At 70.6% G+C, this 14,724-nt stretch carries 12 protein-coding genes; 11 read left to right on the top strand and 1 reads right to left on the bottom strand.

Annotated elements, in window-relative coordinates; translation table 11 throughout:
• Positions 1-39 precede the first annotated feature (39 nt).
• The 5 genes from infB to truB all read left to right on the top strand — a co-directional run bounded on the left by infB (position 40) and on the right by truB (position 6,066).
• Complete coding sequence (gene infB / locus ACIBI5_RS18600; RefSeq protein WP_397248249.1) at positions 40-3,225, top strand: translation initiation factor IF-2; 3,186 nt, start codon at positions 40-42, stop codon at positions 3,223-3,225.
• 120 nt (positions 3,226-3,345) lie between these two features.
• Positions 3,346-3,642, top strand: coding sequence for a DUF503 domain-containing protein (locus tag ACIBI5_RS18605; RefSeq protein WP_379618095.1), 297 nt, complete (start codon positions 3,346-3,348; stop codon positions 3,640-3,642).
• Between the two features lie 17 nt (positions 3,643-3,659).
• Entirely contained in the window at positions 3,660-4,133 is a 474-nt protein-coding gene (gene rbfA / locus ACIBI5_RS18610) for a 30S ribosome-binding factor RbfA (RefSeq protein ID WP_379618097.1), read from the top strand.
• An 8-nt stretch (positions 4,134-4,141) separates the two neighbouring features.
• The gene (locus tag ACIBI5_RS18615; RefSeq protein WP_397248251.1) at positions 4,142-5,197 is read left to right on the top strand and encodes a bifunctional oligoribonuclease/PAP phosphatase NrnA; all 1,056 of its coding nucleotides are present in this window, start codon (positions 4,142-4,144) and stop codon (positions 5,195-5,197) included.
• Complete coding sequence (gene truB / locus ACIBI5_RS18620; protein WP_397248253.1) at positions 5,197-6,066, top strand: tRNA pseudouridine(55) synthase TruB; 870 nt, start codon at positions 5,197-5,199, stop codon at positions 6,064-6,066. The genes ACIBI5_RS18615 and truB overlap by 1 nt, the downstream gene beginning before the upstream one ends.
• Positions 6,067-6,614: 548 nt before the next feature.
• Here truB and ACIBI5_RS18625 read toward each other — a convergent pair.
• Positions 6,615-7,637, bottom strand: a complete 1,023-nt coding sequence (locus tag ACIBI5_RS18625; protein WP_397248254.1) for a TRM11 family SAM-dependent methyltransferase — start codon at positions 7,635-7,637, stop codon at positions 6,615-6,617.
• A 94-nt stretch (positions 7,638-7,731) separates the two neighbouring features.
• Here ACIBI5_RS18625 and ACIBI5_RS18630 point away from each other — a divergent pair, with 94 nt between their 5' ends.
• The 6 genes from ACIBI5_RS18630 to ACIBI5_RS18655 all read left to right on the top strand — a co-directional run bounded on the left by ACIBI5_RS18630 (position 7,732) and on the right by ACIBI5_RS18655 (position 14,724).
• Positions 7,732-8,658: a bifunctional riboflavin kinase/FAD synthetase gene (locus ACIBI5_RS18630; protein ID WP_397248256.1), complete on the top strand. Its 927-nt coding sequence runs from the start codon at positions 7,732-7,734 to the stop codon at positions 8,656-8,658.
• A gap of 183 nt (positions 8,659-8,841) precedes the next feature.
• Positions 8,842-9,111, top strand: a complete 270-nt coding sequence (rpsO, locus tag ACIBI5_RS18635) for a 30S ribosomal protein S15 (protein WP_184966993.1) — start codon at positions 8,842-8,844, stop codon at positions 9,109-9,111.
• A 262-nt stretch (positions 9,112-9,373) separates the two neighbouring features.
• Complete coding sequence (locus tag ACIBI5_RS18640; RefSeq protein WP_397248258.1) at positions 9,374-11,707, top strand: polyribonucleotide nucleotidyltransferase; 2,334 nt, start codon at positions 9,374-9,376, stop codon at positions 11,705-11,707.
• A 64-nt stretch (positions 11,708-11,771) separates the two neighbouring features.
• Positions 11,772-13,082 (top strand): M16 family metallopeptidase, encoded by a 1,311-nt coding sequence (locus ACIBI5_RS18645; RefSeq protein ID WP_397248260.1) that lies wholly within the window; start codon positions 11,772-11,774, stop codon positions 13,080-13,082.
• Positions 13,083-13,332: 250 nt separating this feature from the next.
• Positions 13,333-14,070 carry a 4-hydroxy-tetrahydrodipicolinate reductase gene (gene dapB / locus ACIBI5_RS18650; protein WP_397248262.1) on the top strand — a complete coding sequence of 246 codons (738 nt, stop codon included), beginning with the start codon at positions 13,333-13,335 and terminating at the stop codon, positions 14,068-14,070.
• Between the two features lie 168 nt (positions 14,071-14,238).
• Positions 14,239-14,724 (top strand): GNAT family N-acetyltransferase, encoded by a 486-nt coding sequence (locus tag ACIBI5_RS18655; protein WP_397248264.1) that lies wholly within the window; start codon positions 14,239-14,241, stop codon positions 14,722-14,724.

Below are 14,724 nucleotides of genomic sequence, written 5' to 3' on the forward strand. Positions count from 1 at the left end.
GACGGCACAGCCAGCCTCCCGGGCCAGTAAGGGAGTGCAGTGGCGAAGGTCCGGGTATACGAGCTCGCTAAGGAGTTCGGCGTCGAGAGCAAGGTCGTCATGGCCAAGCTCCAGGAGATGGGGGAGTTCGTCCGTTCGGCGTCCTCCACCATCGAGGCGCCGGTGGTCCGCAGGCTCACCGAAGCTCTGGGCGCATCGAAGGGTGGGTCCAGTAAGGGCGGCGGTTCGTCGTCCAACAAGCCGCAGCCGCCAAGGGCTGCTCCTCGGCCGGCTGACAGCCAAGCCGGCAACGGCGCCGAGTCGCCGATTCCATCCGCCCCGCGTCCGGGGCCCAAGCCTGGTCCGGCTCCCAAGCCGGGCCCGCGCCCCGGTCCGGTTCCGATGCCGCACCAGCCGCAGCCCGAAGCTCCGCGCTCCGAGGCTCCGCAGGCGCATTTCGACAGCGGCACCAGTGCCCCGAGCGCCCCGAGTGCTCCGAGCACCCCGAGCGGGCCCTCCGGTTCCGGCTCGCGGCCGGCTCCCGGCCCGCGCCCCGGTCCCGCCGCCCGTCCCGGGCCCGGCGGGCCGAAGCCCGGTCCCGCGTCCCGTCCCGGTGGATCCGGTGGCGAGCGCGGTGGCGAGCGTCCTTCCGGCGGTGACCGTCAGTCCGGCGGCGACCGTCAGTCCGGCCCGCGTCCCGGCGCCCAGTCCGGCGGCGGCCCGCGTCCGGGTCCCGGTGGCCCCAAGCCGGGTCCGCGCGGCCCGCGCCCCGGCAACAACCCGTTCTCGTCCAACGCCAGCGGCATGGGCCAGTCCCGTCCGCCGCGTCCCGGTGGCGACCGCCCCGGCCGCGACGGTGGCCAGGGTGGCCCGCGCGACCGTCGTGACGGTCCGCCGCGCGATGGCGCGGGTCCGCGTCCGCCGCAGGGCCGTCCCGGTCCCGCGGGCGCCGCGGGTCCGCGTCCCGGCCCGCCCGGTGCGGCCGGCCCGCGTCCGGGTCCCGGCGCCGGTGGCCCGCGTCCCGGTGGTCCGCGTCCCAACCCGATGATGATGCCGCAGGGTCGTCCCGCCGGTCCCGGTGGTGGCGGCGGTGGCGGCGGCGGTCGCCCCGGTGGCGGCGGCGGTCGTCCCGGTGGCGGTGGCGGCGGTGGCGGTCGTCCTGGTGGCGGCGGCGGTCGTCCCGGTGGCGGCGGCGGTTTCGCCGGTCGTCCCGGTGGTGGCGGCGGCGCCGGTCCGCGCACGGGCACCGGTGGTCCCGGTGGCGGTGGCGGCGGTTTCGCCGGTCGTCCCGGCGGCGGTGGCCGCGGTCGTGGTGGCGGCACCGCCGGCGCCTTCGGCCGTCCCGGTGGCCGTCCCACGCGTGGGCGCAAGTCCAAGCGGCAGAGGCGCCAGGAGTTCGACAACATGTCGGCGCCGGCGATCGGCGGCGTGCAGGTCGCTCGTGGCAACGGTGCGACGATCCGCCTTCCGCGCGGTGCGTCGCTGTCCGACTTCGCCGACCGCATCGGCGCGAACCCCGCCTCGCTCGTGCAGATCATGCTGCACCTGGGCGAGATGGTGACCGCGACGCAGTCGGTCAACGAGGACGCCCTGCAGCTTCTGGGCCAGGAACTGGACTACAACATCCAGGTCGTCAGCCCGGAGGAGGAGGATCGCGAGATCCTCGAGGCCTTCGACATCGAGTTCGGCGAGGACGAGGGCGACGAGGCCGACCTGGCCGCGCGTCCGCCGGTCGTGACCGTCATGGGTCACGTCGACCACGGTAAGACGAAGCTGCTCGACGCCATCCGCAAGACCAACATGGTGGCCCGCGAGGCCGGTGGCATCACCCAGCACATCGGTGCCTACCAGGTCGGGGCCACGCACGAGGGCGAAGACCGGAAGATCACCTTCATCGACACCCCGGGTCACGAGGCGTTCACCGCCATGCGTGCCCGTGGTGCCAAGGCCACCGACATCGCGGTGCTGGTGGTCGCGGCCGACGACGGTGTGAAGCCGCAGACCATCGAGGCGCTCAACCACGCCCAGGCGGCGGACGTGCCGATCGTGGTCGCGGTCAACAAGGTCGACAAGGAGGGCGCCGACCCCAACAAGGTCCGTGCCCAGCTCACCGAGTACGGCCTGGTGGCGGAGGAGTACGGCGGCTCGACGCTGTTCGTGGACATCTCCGCCAAGAACGGCACCGGGATCGACCAGCTCCTCGAGGCGATCATCCTGACCGCCGACGCCGAGCTCGACCTGCGCGCCAACCCGACGATGGACGCTCAGGGCATCGCGATCGAAGCGCACCTCGACAAGGGGCGCGGTCCGGTGGCGACCGTCCTGGTCCAGCGCGGCACGCTGCGCGTCGGCGACTCCATCGTCTGCGGCGAGGCCTTCGGCCGCGTCCGGGCGCTGCTCGACGACAACATGGAGCCGGTCGAAGAGGCCGACCCGTCGCGTCCGGTCCTGGTCATGGGTCTGACGGCCGTGCCGAGCGCCGGTGACAACTTCATCGTGGTCACCGACGACCGGATGGCTCGCCAGATCGCCCAGCAGCGGGCCGCGCGCAAGCGCAGCGCCGACATGGCCAAGTCCTCGCGCCGCCGTACCCTCGAAGAGCTCTTCAGTGACCTTGAGAAGGGTCGCGTCGACGAGCTCAAGCTCATCATCAAGGGTGACGTGTCCGGTTCGGTGGAGGCCCTGGAAGACGCCCTGCTCAAGATCGACGTTGGCGACGAGGTCAGGCTCCGTGTCCTGCACCGCGCCGTCGGCGCCATCACCGAGTACGACGTCAACCTGGCCGTGGCCGACGACAACGCGGTCATCATCGGCTTCAACGTCCGGCCTGAGCCCCGGGCGCGCGACCTCGCCGAGCGCGAGGGCGTCGACATCCGCTACTACTCGGTCATCTACCAGGCGATCGAGGAGATCGAAGCGGCGCTCAAGGGCATGCTCAAGCCCGAGTTCGAAGAGGTGCAGATGGGCACCGCCGAAGTCCGCGAGGTCTTCAAGGTGCCGAAGATCGGCAACGTCGCCGGTTCGCTGGTCCGTTCGGGCGTCATCGTCCGCAACAGCAAGGCCAGGATCATCCGCGACGGTGTCGTGGTCGCCGACAACCTCACGGTGTCGTCGCTGCGCCGCTTCAAGGACGACGCGACCGAGGTCCGCGAGGGCTTCGAGTGCGGTATCGGTGTCGGCTACAACGACATCAAGCTCGACGACGTCATCGAGACGTTCGAGATGCGGGAGAAGCCGCGCGCGTAACACGCGGCCGGGCGCCCGGCGGACCATCCGCCGGGCGCCTCTCGCGCGCCCGGCGGGCTTTTCCACCGCAGCGGAGCCGGACGCGCGTTCTGAACTCGAGCGAAGCGGTGGTTGCCAACGATGTATGTGGGTGCTCTGACCCTGGACATCCTGCTCGGCGACGTGCGTTCGCTGAAGCAGAAGCGATCTGTCGTGCGGCCCCTGGTCGCCGAGGTTCTGCGGCGCTACCCCAGTGCCGCCGCGGCCGAGACCGGCCACCTCGACCTGCACCGGCGCGCGGAGATCGGCATCGCCGTCGTCTCCGCCTCCGCCGGCAACTGCAAAGAGGTGCTGGACGCCTGCGAACGGCTGGTGGCCTACCGCCCTGAGATCGAGCTGCTGTCCGCCCGGCAGCGGATCTACAACGACGAAGAGTAAGACAAAGGGGGACTGACATGGTCGACGCCGCACGAGCGCGTAAGCTCGCCGACCGCATCCAGCAGATCGTCGCCGAGATGCTGGAGCGGCGGATCAAGGACCCACGCCTCGGCTTCGTGACCGTGACCGACACGCGGATCACCGCCGACCTGCGCGAGGCCACGGTCTTCTACACGGTCTTCGGCTCCGAGGCCGAGCGGGCCGACAGCGCCGCGGCGCTGGAGAGCGCCAAGGGCATCATCCGCTCGGAGGTCGGCAAGCAGACCGGCGTGCGCTTCACGCCGACGCTGACGTTCAAGCACGACCCGCTGCCCGACAGCGCCCGTCAGCTCGACGACCTGATCAACGCCGCCCGTGCCAAGGACCAGGAACTGGCCCGCCAGGCCGAGAACGCCGCCTACGCCGGCGAACCCGACCCCTACAAGAAGCCCGACGCGGAGGACGAGGAAGAGGACGAGCCCTCTGGCCGCGCAGGGCACCCGACGACATGACGCCCGACGTGCGTGACAGGACGGACCGCCCGGGGGCCCCGCCCCCGGCTCCTCCTCCCGATGACGGTACGGCGGAGCGTCCCGGTCACCAGGCCGTGGGGGAGACGGCCTGGACCCGGGTGCTCACGCTCATCGAGCAGGCCGACGAGGTGGCTCTGGCCTGCCACGTCTCGCCCGACGGGGACGCGCTCGGCTCGATGCTGGCCGTCGGCGCCGTGCTGCGTTCGCTGGGCAAGAAGGTCGTGGCCTCCTTCGGCGACCGGCGGTTCTCGGTGCCGAGGCTGCTGCGCTTCCTGCCCGGCCAGGACCTGCTGGTGCCGCCCGCCGCCTTTCCCGCCGAGCCCGAGCTGATGATCACGTTCGACTCGTCCACGCTCGACCGGCTGGGGCTGCTGTCCGCCAACGCCGGCAAGGCGCGCGAGGTCGTGGTGATCGACCATCACCCGTCCAACACCGGGTTCGGCACGGTCAGCCTCATCGACCCCGACGTGGCGGCGACCGCCGTACTGGCCGAGCAGCTCATCTACCGGCTCGGCGGCACGCTCGACCGCGACGTCGCGACGTGCCTGTACGCCGGGCTGGTGACCGACACCGGCTCCTTCCGCCACTCCTCGACCACCCCCGCGGCGCACGAGATGGCGGCCAGGCTCGTGGCGACCGGGCTGCGGACCGACGAGATCGCGCGGGAGCTGTGGGACCGCTCGCCGTTCGGCTATCTCAAGGTGCTCGCGGCCGCCCTCGACCGGGTCACGCTGGAGGACGGGCTGGTCTGGACGTCGGTCACCCACCTCGACCGGGCCTCGTACGGGCTGCCGTACGAGGAGGTGGAGGCCATCATCGACGTGATCAGGCGCACCGACGAGGCCGAGGTCGCGGTCGTTCTCAAGGAGGACGACCTGGGGGCCTGGCAGGTGTCGACGCGCTCGAAGGGCGCGGTGGACGTGGCGGCGATCTGCACGGCGCTGGGCGGCGGCGGCCACCGCAGTGCGGCCGGCTTCACCTCCCACGACAGCGTCGAGACGACCATGAACAGGATCCGGGCACTACTTCCGAGGAAGGCTTGATGGCCGAGAGCGGCTTGATCATCGTGGACAAGCCGGCCGAGTGGACCTCGCACGACGTCGTCGGCAAGCTGCGCCGGATCGCCGGCACCCGGCGAGTCGGCCACGCGGGCACACTGGACCCGATGGCGACGGGCGTGCTGGTGATCGGCGTGGAGAAGGCGACCCGGCTGCTGGGGCACCTGGCGCTGACCGAGAAGGTGTACGAGGCGACGATCCGGCTGGGCGCCACGACCAACACCGACGACGCCGAGGGCGAGGTGCTGACCACGGCGTCGGCCGCCGGAGTGGCCCAGGAGGCGGTGCTGGCCGGGGTCGCGGCGCTGAGCGGGCCGATCATGCAGGTGCCGCCGCAGGTCAGCGCGATCAAGGTGAACGGCGAGCGGGCCTACAAGCGGGCACGGGCCGGTGAGGACGTGGAGCTGAAGGCGCGGCCGGTGACGGTGCACGCGTTCGAGGTGACCGGGGTGCGGTACTCGGGTGACGTCGTGGACGTCGACGCCACGGTGCGGTGCTCGTCCGGGACCTACATCCGCTCGCTGGCCCGGGATCTGGGCGCCGGGCTCGGGGTGGGCGGGCATCTCACGTATCTGCGGCGTACCCGGGTGGGGCCTTACGACCTGTCTCTCGCGCGGACCGTCGAGCAGTTGGCCGAGTCGTGTGTGGTGCTGCCGATCGGGGAGGCTGTTTCGGCCGCCTTTCCCCGGATGGACGTGACGGCCGAGCAGGCTCGGGTGATCTCGCATGGGGGGCGGGTGGCCTCCGTGGGGTTGGGCGCCGGGCCCATCGGGGTGTTCGGGCCGGAGGGGGAACTGCTGGCGCTCGTGGAAGAGCAGGGCAACAGCGCCAAACCCTTGGCCGTCTTCGCCTGACGCCCTCCCAACCACTCACCCCAACCGCTCGGCCCAACCGCTCAGCGCGACCACCACCCCAACCGCTCAGCGCAACCACCACCCCAACCGCTCACCCCAACCGCTCAGCGCAACCACCACCCCAACCGCTCACCCCAACCGCTCAGCGCAACCACCACCCCAACCGCTCACCCCAACCGCTCAGCCCAACCGCTCAGCGCAACCGGTCGCCATCCGGCGGCCGGCCTCATCGCGGCTCAGCGGCCTTCACCGTTGAGCTGGCGACCACGGCACCGGCTTCACGCCGTCAGGTCCAAGCGCCGACGTAACCGGCCAACCGGGCACCCTGCCGCTTGTCGGCGGGCTGCGCCGCCTACCTGGTGGCCTTACCACCGGCTTCCAGGGCAGGAAGCTGCTCGGGCGAGGCAGAGCCGGGGCAGGTGGGTGCCGGGTATGCCCGGCCCTGGGCAAGCCGATGAGGCACGCTCCTCGTGGGGCCGTGGGGCCGTGGGGCCGTGGGGCCGTGGGGCCGTGGGGCCGTGGGGCGGTTCGGGGAGGGGTGGCCCAGGTTAGGCGGGCTTTTTGGCGACCAGGATGTCGCGGACGATGGCCTGGTCGACCCAGTGTTCGAAGTCGGGAAATTTCTGGACTTCCAGGCCGCTGGCGTCCAGGATCGCGGCCAGGTCGTCGCGGGTTCCGCCGTAGGTGTTCCAGGAGATGCCCATCGCGCCCCCGGGCTTCAGCAGTTCGGCCCAGACCGGCACCGCCTTGCGGATCAGCTCCAGCGGGCTCCTGGACAACGCGCCGCCACCGCTGCGGCTGCCGTGCTGCACGCCGTACGGCGCGTCTGTGGCGATGACGTCGAACGTGCGCGGCTTGAAGAAGTCGCGCCCGCGCAGTGTGTCGGCGCCGGCCACGCCCACCCGCTGCGTGTCGCCGCTCTTGAACGCCTCCTTGGTCGCCGCGAACGAGACGTTGAACCGGCGCCCGATCAGCGCGCGTTCGCGCCGCACCGGCACCGTCTCGGCGGTGTGCTTGAGCCGCCGGTCACGCAGCCACTTCTTCAGGAACCCTGAGTACGCCTCGAAGTCCTTGGTGTCCAGGTCCATGCCGTAGGCGTCGTAGCCGTACATGAGCGCCTGGTTGAGCGTGGTGCCGCGCCCGCACATCGGGTCGAACACCGACAGATGCCCGTCGAGCGCGAAGTCGGAGGCGAGCACGGTCACGTTCAGCAGGAGCTTGGTGAAGTGCTCGTTGGTCTTGCCCGCGTACTTCTGAATGGTGATCAGGTCGCTGCTCAGCCGGTCGAGCGGGGTCACGGTCAGCGGGCGCAGCAGGTCGCCCTCCATGCCGAACAGCGCGTAGGCCGACGACAGGTTCGACAGCAGCGCCACGTCGCCCCCGGACAGGGGCGCGGCGGTCTCGAAGCAGATGTACGGCACGCCGCCGACGACCGCCTCCTCCACCCCCGACACCTCGCCCTCCAGCGCCCGGAGTCCGAAGACCTCCAGCTCGGAGCGGGTCAGACGGACGGAGGCCTCACCGTAGACCCGGTTGAAGGCAGGCAGGATCAGCAGTGCGTATCGAGGCATGGTGCGACCGATGTTACCCCTCGATTGCCGGTAGTCCCGGCGGGCATGGCAGGCTTGTCGCTGTCCGAAGTCGTCACGGAGTCACGGGATACGAATGGGGCCGGGCGTGCAGCGTTCTGGAGGGTCCGTCGTCACGATCGGCGTGTTCGACGGCGTGCACCGCGGGCACCGGCGGGTGGTTTCACGGGCCGTCGAGGTCGCCGGGGAGCGCGGCCTGCGTTCGGTCGCCCTGACCTTCGAGCCGCACCCCGCGGAGGTGGTCAGGCCGGGCTCGCATCCGCCCCGGCTGACGAGCGCGCGTCGTCGCGCCGAACTGCTGACCGAGCTGGGCGTCGACGCGGTGGAGACGCTGGAGTTCACGCTGGACGTCTCGCGGCTGACCCCGGCCGACTTCGCCGAGCAGGTGCTGGCCGACCGGCTGCGGGCGGCGAGCGTCGTGGTGGGGGCGAACTTCGCGTTCGGCCACAAGGCGGCCGGTGATGTGGAGACGCTCCGGGCGCTCGGCGAGAAGTACGATTTTTCGGTAGAAGTCGTGCCGCTGGTGGAAGGCGTCAGCTCGACCGCGATCAGGGAACTGCTGGCCGGCGGCGACGCCGCCACCTCCGCCCACGAGCTCGGGCGGCCCCACCGGGTGGAGGGCGTGGTGGTGCGCGGGTACCAGCGCGGGCGCCAGCTCGGCTTCCCCACCGCCAACGTGGAGACCCCGCCGCACACCGCCATCCCGGCCGACGGCGTGTACGCGGGCTGGCTGCAGTGCGTGGCCGTGGGGAACCTGCCCGCGCTGTACGAGGGCTGCCGCTGGCCCGCCGCCATCTCGGTGGGCACCAATCCGACCTTCGAGGGCGTGCCGCGCACCGTCGAGGCGTACGCGCTGGACCGCGACGACCTTGAGCTCTACGGCGCGCACGTCGCGGTCGACTTCGCGGCCAGGCTGCGCGGCAACACCAAGTTCGACTCCATCGAGGCGCTGGTCGCCCAGATCCACGCCGACGTGGACGAAGCCCGCAGGCTCACGGCCTGACCTTGGCATGTGAGATCACGCGGAGTACGCACACCGTCAACTGGTGGTAGCCTGTGTTGTCGGCTCTGTATCGGCGGCGCCTTGCGCTGCCTTGAGAGGCCTTCGCTGCGGCGACTGTAGGCACGCACGGTCGTTCGCATCATTCGAACCATTCACCGCGTGTCCGTAGATTGAAGGAGAGCCGTGTCCCTCGACACCGCTGCCAAGAAGGCAATCATCGCCGAGTACGCGACCATTGAGGGCGACACCGGGTCGCCCGAGGTGCAGATCGCGCTGCTCAGCAAGCGCATCAGCGAGCTCACCGAGCACCTGAAGACGCACAAGCACGACCACCACAGCCGTCGTGGCCTGCTTCTGCTCGTCGGTCGCCGGCGCCGCCTGCTGAAGTACCTGCAGAACACCGACATCCAGCGCTACCGTTCGCTCATCGAGCGGCTCGGCCTGCGTCGATAGAATGGTGAGGGAGCGGCCGAGCGGCCGCTCCCTTCTCATATCGGCCCCGGCGCGTCGCGCCGAGCCGGACAACTGAACATCAGAGACACTGAGAGCCCCCGCGTCCGTCAAGCACCATGCGACCCGCGACGCCTGCGGGCCGGTCCTCGGTAGTGGCTTCCGGTCAAGAACCGGGCGCTTCGATCGAAGACCGGCGCTGCACCTAACGAGGGTGCCGGTGAAAAAGAGGGCGCGGGAGACCGACCGACCAAGGAGGTCCCCCGTGGAGGGTGTCCACACCGCTGAAGCCGTCATAGACAACGGCGCATTCGGCACGCGCACGATCCGGTTCGAGACCGGCCGCCTCGCGCGTCAGGCGGCGGGTTCCGCCGTCGCTTATCTCGACAACGACACGATGGTCCTGTCCGCGACCACCGCGTCGAAGAATCCCAAGGACAATCTCGACTTCTTCCCGCTGACGGTGGACGTCGAGGAGCGCATGTACGCCGCGGGCCGCATCCCCGGCTCGTTCTTCCGGCGTGAGGGCCGTCCCTCCGAGGACGCCATCCTCACCTGCCGCCTGATCGACCGGCCGCTGCGCCCGTCGTTCGTCAAGGGCCTGCGCAACGAGATCCAGGTCGTCGCGACCATCCTGGCGCTCAACCCCGAGCACCTGTACGACGTGGTCGCCATCAACGCCGCCTCGCTGTCCACCCAGCTGGCCGGGCTGCCCTTCTCCGGTCCGATCGGCGGCGTGCGCGTCGCGCTGATCGACGGCCAGTGGGTCGGCTTCCCGACGCACCACGAGCTGGAGCGGGCCACGTTCGACATGGTCGTCGCGGGCCGCGTGCTCGACGACGGCGACGTCGCGATCATGATGGTCGAGGCCGAGTCCACCAAGGACACGCTGAAGCTGGTCGCCGAAGGCGCCGTCGGGCCCAACGAGGAGACCATCGCGCAGGGCCTGGACGCCTCCAAGCCGTTCATCAAGGTTCTCTGCGAGGCGCAGAACAAGATCGCCAAGGTTGCCGCCAAGGCGACCGCGGAGTATCCCGTCTTCCTCGACTACCAGGAGGACGCCTACACCGCCGTCGAGGGCGCCATCAAGAGCGAGCTGGCCTCCGCGCTCACCATCGCCGGCAAGCAGGAGCGCGAGCTCGAGCTCGACCGGGTCAAGGGCATCATGGTCGAGAAGCTCGCCGAGGCCTTCGAGGGCCGCGAGAAGGAGCTGTCGGCCGCCTACCGCTCGCTCATGAAGAAGCTCATGCGCGAGCGCGTCGTCAAGGACGGCATCCGCATCGACGGCCGCGGCACCAAGGACATCCGCGCGCTGTCGGCCGAGGTCCACGTGATCCCGCGGGTGCACGGCTCGGCGCTGTTCGAGCGCGGCGAGACCCAGATCATGGGCATCACCACGCTGAACATGCTGCGCATGGAGCAGGTCATCGACACGCTCAACCCCGAGCGGACCAAGCGCTACATGCACAACTACAACTTCCCGCCCTACTCCACCGGTGAGACCGGCCGCGTGGGCTCGCCCAAGCGCCGCGAGATCGGCCACGGCGCGCTCGCCGAGCGGGCGCTCATCCCGGTCCTGCCGGCCCGCGAGGAGTTCCCCTACGCGATCCGCCAGGTCTCCGAGGCGCTGGGCTCCAACGGCTCCACCTCGATGGGTTCGGTCTGCGCCTCCACGATGTCGCTGCTCGACGCCGGTGTGCCGCTGCGCGAGATGGTCGCGGGCATCGCGATGGGCCTCATCGGCGAGGGTGACACCTACGTCACGCTGACCGACATCCTCGGCGCGGAAGACGCCATGGGCGACATGGACTTCAAGGTCGCCGGCACCAAGGACGTCATCACCGCCCTGCAGCTCGACACCAAGCTCGACGGCATCCCCGCCTCCGTGCTGGCCGCCGCGCTCAAGCAGGCCAAGGGCGCCCGCCTGGCCATCCTCGACGTGATGCAGGAGGCGATCGACTCCCCGGCGGAGATGAACGCCACCGCGCCGCGCATCATCACGATCAAGGTCCCCGTAGACAAGATCGGCGAGGTCATCGGCCCGAAGGGCAAGATGATCAACCAGATCCAGGACGACACGGGCGCCGAGATCACCATCGAGGACGACGGCACGATCTACATCGGCGCCACCGACGGGCCCTCGGCCGAGGCCGCCCGTTCGGCGATCAACGCGATCGCCAACCCGCACATGCCCGAGGTGGGCGAGCGTTACCTGGGCACGGTCGTCAAGATCGCCGCCTTCGGCGCGTTCATCTCGCTCATGCCGGGCAAGGACGGCCTCCTGCACGTCTCGCAGATCCGCAAGCTCCACGGGGGCAAGCGCATCGAGAACGTCGAGGATGTCATGAGCGTCGGGGAGAAGATCCAGGTCGAGATCGCCGAGATCGACGGCCGGGGCAAGCTGTCCCTGGTCCCGGTCGAGGTCATCGAGAAGGAGGCCGCGGAGAAGGCCGAGGGCGGCGGCGGCTCCGACGACGCGGCTCCCGCCGAGTCGGCCGGCGACTCCGACGAGCGGCCCCGGGAGGACAAGCCCCGCCGTACCCGCACCAGGACCCGCACCGCCGCCCCTCGCAATGGTGAGGACGACAGAAACTCGTGACCGAGCGAAGCGAGGGCACCATTAGACACGGCACGCGCGTCACGGGGCCGACGAAGGAGGACCCGTGACGACGACCACGCTGCATCCCGGTAAGGACGGTGCCGGGGTAGTCCAGCGCACCGTCCTCCCCGGTGGGCTGCGCGTGGTGACCGAGACCATGCCGACCGTGCGTTCCGTCGCGGTCGGCATGTGGGTCGGCATCGGCTCGCGTGACGAGGCCCCCGAGCACACCGGGGCGACCCACTTCCTTGAGCACCTGCTGTTCAAGGGCACGCCCACCCGTGACGCCATGGAGATCTCGGCGTCCATCGAGGGCATCGGCGGGGAGATCAACGCCTTCACCGCCAAGGAGTACACGTGCTACTACGCGCGGGTGCTCGACGAAGACCTGCCGCTCGCGGTCGACGTGCTCTCCGACGTGGTGACCAGTTCGCTGATCGCCGCCGACGACGTCGAGTCCGAGCGCGGGGTCATCCTCGAAGAGATCGCCATGCACGACGACGACCCGTCGGACGTGGTGCACGAGCAGTTCTCCTCCGCCCTGTACGGCGACTCGCCGATCGGCCGCCCGATCCTGGGCACGGTCGATTCGATCAACGCCCTGGGCCGGGAGCGCATCCTCGAGTACTACCAGCGCTACTACCGCCCCATGCGCACCGTCGTCTCGGTGGCGGGCAACGTCCGGCACGAGCACGTCGTGGAGCTGGTGGCCCGCGCCTACGAACGGGCCGGAGCCCTCGGCGGCTCGCTGGAGTGCGCACCGCCGCGCACCAGCGGCCCCGGCGCGGCGACCCGCTCCGAGGTACGCGTGATCGACCGTCCGACCGAGCAGGCCAACCTGGTCCTCGGCACGACGGGCATGTCGCGCACCGACGACCGCCGCTTCGCCCTGGGCGTGCTCAACGCCGCGCTGGGCGGCGGCATGTCGTCGCGCCTGTTCCAGGAGATCAGGGAGAAGCGCGGGCTGGCCTACTCGGCGTACTCCTACACCTCGGCGTACGCCGACACCGGCCAGTTCGGGATCTACGTGGGCTGCCTGCCCTCGAAGATCGACGACGTGCTCCAGATCTGCCGCGACGAGGTGGCCCGCGTGATCGACGAGGGCCTGACCGCCGAGGAGATCATCAGGGGCAAGGGCCAGATGCGCGGCGGCCTGGTCCTCGGCCTGGAGGACACGGGCTCCCGGATGTCCAGGATCGGCAAGAACGAACTGGTCTACGACGAGCTCATGTCCGTGGACGAGGTGCTGACGCGAATCGACGCGGTGACCCCGGAGGAGATCTCCTCGGTGGCCGCCGACGTCCTGAAGCGCCCCCTGACGCTGGCGGTCATCGGCCCGTACGGCGACAAGGACTTCGCCCGAGCCATCGCCTGACCATCCGCCGAAGCCCCGCACGGCCCTCTCCGGGCAGTGCGGGGCTTCGCCGTTCCCGGCCTGTGCGGCACGCGGCCGGAGCACTACGACAGCGGGCGGTGGGGTTCGGCGCCTGGGACGAGGCACAGTGGGCCGTTGCGGCGGGGACCATGTGCGACGTGAGAAGCGATCCCCACGATCGGCGGAGACCCACGGCGGCGGGTGGCGGTGGCCGGCTTGCCGTAACAGATAGCTGGATAGGGTGAGAGGCGTGATCAGAGTAGGGGTATTGGGCGCGCGCGGGCGCGTGGGCGTCGAGGTGTGCAAGGCCGTCGAGGCGGCCAACGACATGGAGCTCGTCGCCGCCGTCGACCAGGGCGATGACATCGAAGGGCTGGCCGGGGCCGAGGTGGTGGTGGACTTCACCCACCCGGACGTGGTCATGGGCAACCTCGAATGGTGCATCTCCCACGGCGTGCATCCGGTGGTGGGAACGACCGGGTTCGACGAGGACCGGCTCGCCACGGTCAGGGGCTGGCTGGAGCGCTTCCCGGGCACCAACTGCCTGATCGCGCCGAACTTCGGCATCGCGGCGGTGCTGATGATGCACTTCGCCCAGCAGGCCGCCCGCTACTTCGAGTCGGTCGAGATCGTCGAGCTGCACCACCCGAACAAGGCCGACGCGCCGTCGGGCACCGCGCGCCGTACTGCCGAGCTGGTCTCGCAGGCGCGGGCCAAGGCGGGCCTGCCCGGCATGCCCGACGCGACCAGCACCTCGCTGGACGGCGCGCGCGGCGCCGACGTGGGCGGCGTGCACGTCCACTCGGTACGCCTGGCCGGCCTGATCGCCCACCAGGAGGTCTTGCTGGGCGGCGACGGTGAGATCCTCACGATCCGCCACGACACGATGAACCGCGCCGCCTTCACCCCGGGCGTCCTGCTGGGCGTCCGCCGGGTCCGCGAACTACCCGGCCTGACCGTCGGCCTGGAGCCCCTGCTCGACCTCTGAGCTCGACCTCTGTGCTCCATCGCTGTGCTCAAGGAGAGGCACACGGCGCGCCCGCGTTGGGGCGGGCGCGCCGTGTGGAGGGGGTTCCCGGCTCCGCACAAGCCGGGTACACGATCATCACATTAAACGCATGCGACACACCGTCGTGGAACATGAGACCGTGTCGGCATGGTGCGATGGGCCGAATCCGGGGAACTTTCCCGGCTGATCGAGGTGGAGCGGGCCGCCGACGGGTTGTTCCTGCAGGTGGGGATCGAGTTTCCGCCGGGGACGACGATGGTCGAGGAGGTCGCCGACGTCTCCACCGTGCTGGTGGAGGGCGAGCCGGCGGCGGGGTTCGCGATGTTCGGGTGGGTTGACGGGAACGTGCACCTCGACCAGCTCGCGGTGCATCCCGGTCAGATGCGGCAGGGGATCGGCGGGCGGCTGGTGCGGGCGGTGCTCGATCACGCGCGGGCGGCGGGCGCGCCGGCGGTGACGTTGACGACGTTCCGCGACGTGCCGTGGAACGCGCCCTGGTACGAGCGGCACGGGTTCGCGGTCCTGCCCGAGCGGGAGTGGGGGCCGGAGGCGCGCAAGGTCGTGGAGCACGAGCGGGAGCTGGGGATCGAGGTCGCGCCCCGGGTGGTGATGCGCGCCGACCTGGGCCGATAG

Source organism: Nonomuraea sp. NPDC050540 (assembly GCF_044457485.1).
Taxonomy (GTDB): domain Bacteria; phylum Actinomycetota; class Actinomycetes; order Streptosporangiales; family Streptosporangiaceae; genus Nonomuraea.

Coding starts and splice junctions, on each gene's coding strand:
- ACIBI5_RS18605 (WP_379618095.1), top strand. CDS start 3,346: ATGTATGTGGGTGCTCTGACCCTGGACATCCTGCTCGGCGACGTGCGT.
- rbfA (WP_379618097.1), top strand. CDS start 3,660: ATGGTCGACGCCGCACGAGCGCGTAAGCTCGCCGACCGCATCCAGCAG.
- truB (WP_397248253.1), top strand. CDS start 5,197: ATGGCCGAGAGCGGCTTGATCATCGTGGACAAGCCGGCCGAGTGGACC.
- ACIBI5_RS18625 (WP_397248254.1), bottom strand. CDS start 7,637: ATGCCTCGATACGCACTGCTGATCCTGCCTGCCTTCAACCGGGTCTAC.
- ACIBI5_RS18630 (WP_397248256.1), top strand. CDS start 7,732: ATGGGGCCGGGCGTGCAGCGTTCTGGAGGGTCCGTCGTCACGATCGGC.
- ACIBI5_RS18655 (WP_397248264.1), top strand. CDS start 14,239: ATGGTGCGATGGGCCGAATCCGGGGAACTTTCCCGGCTGATCGAGGTG.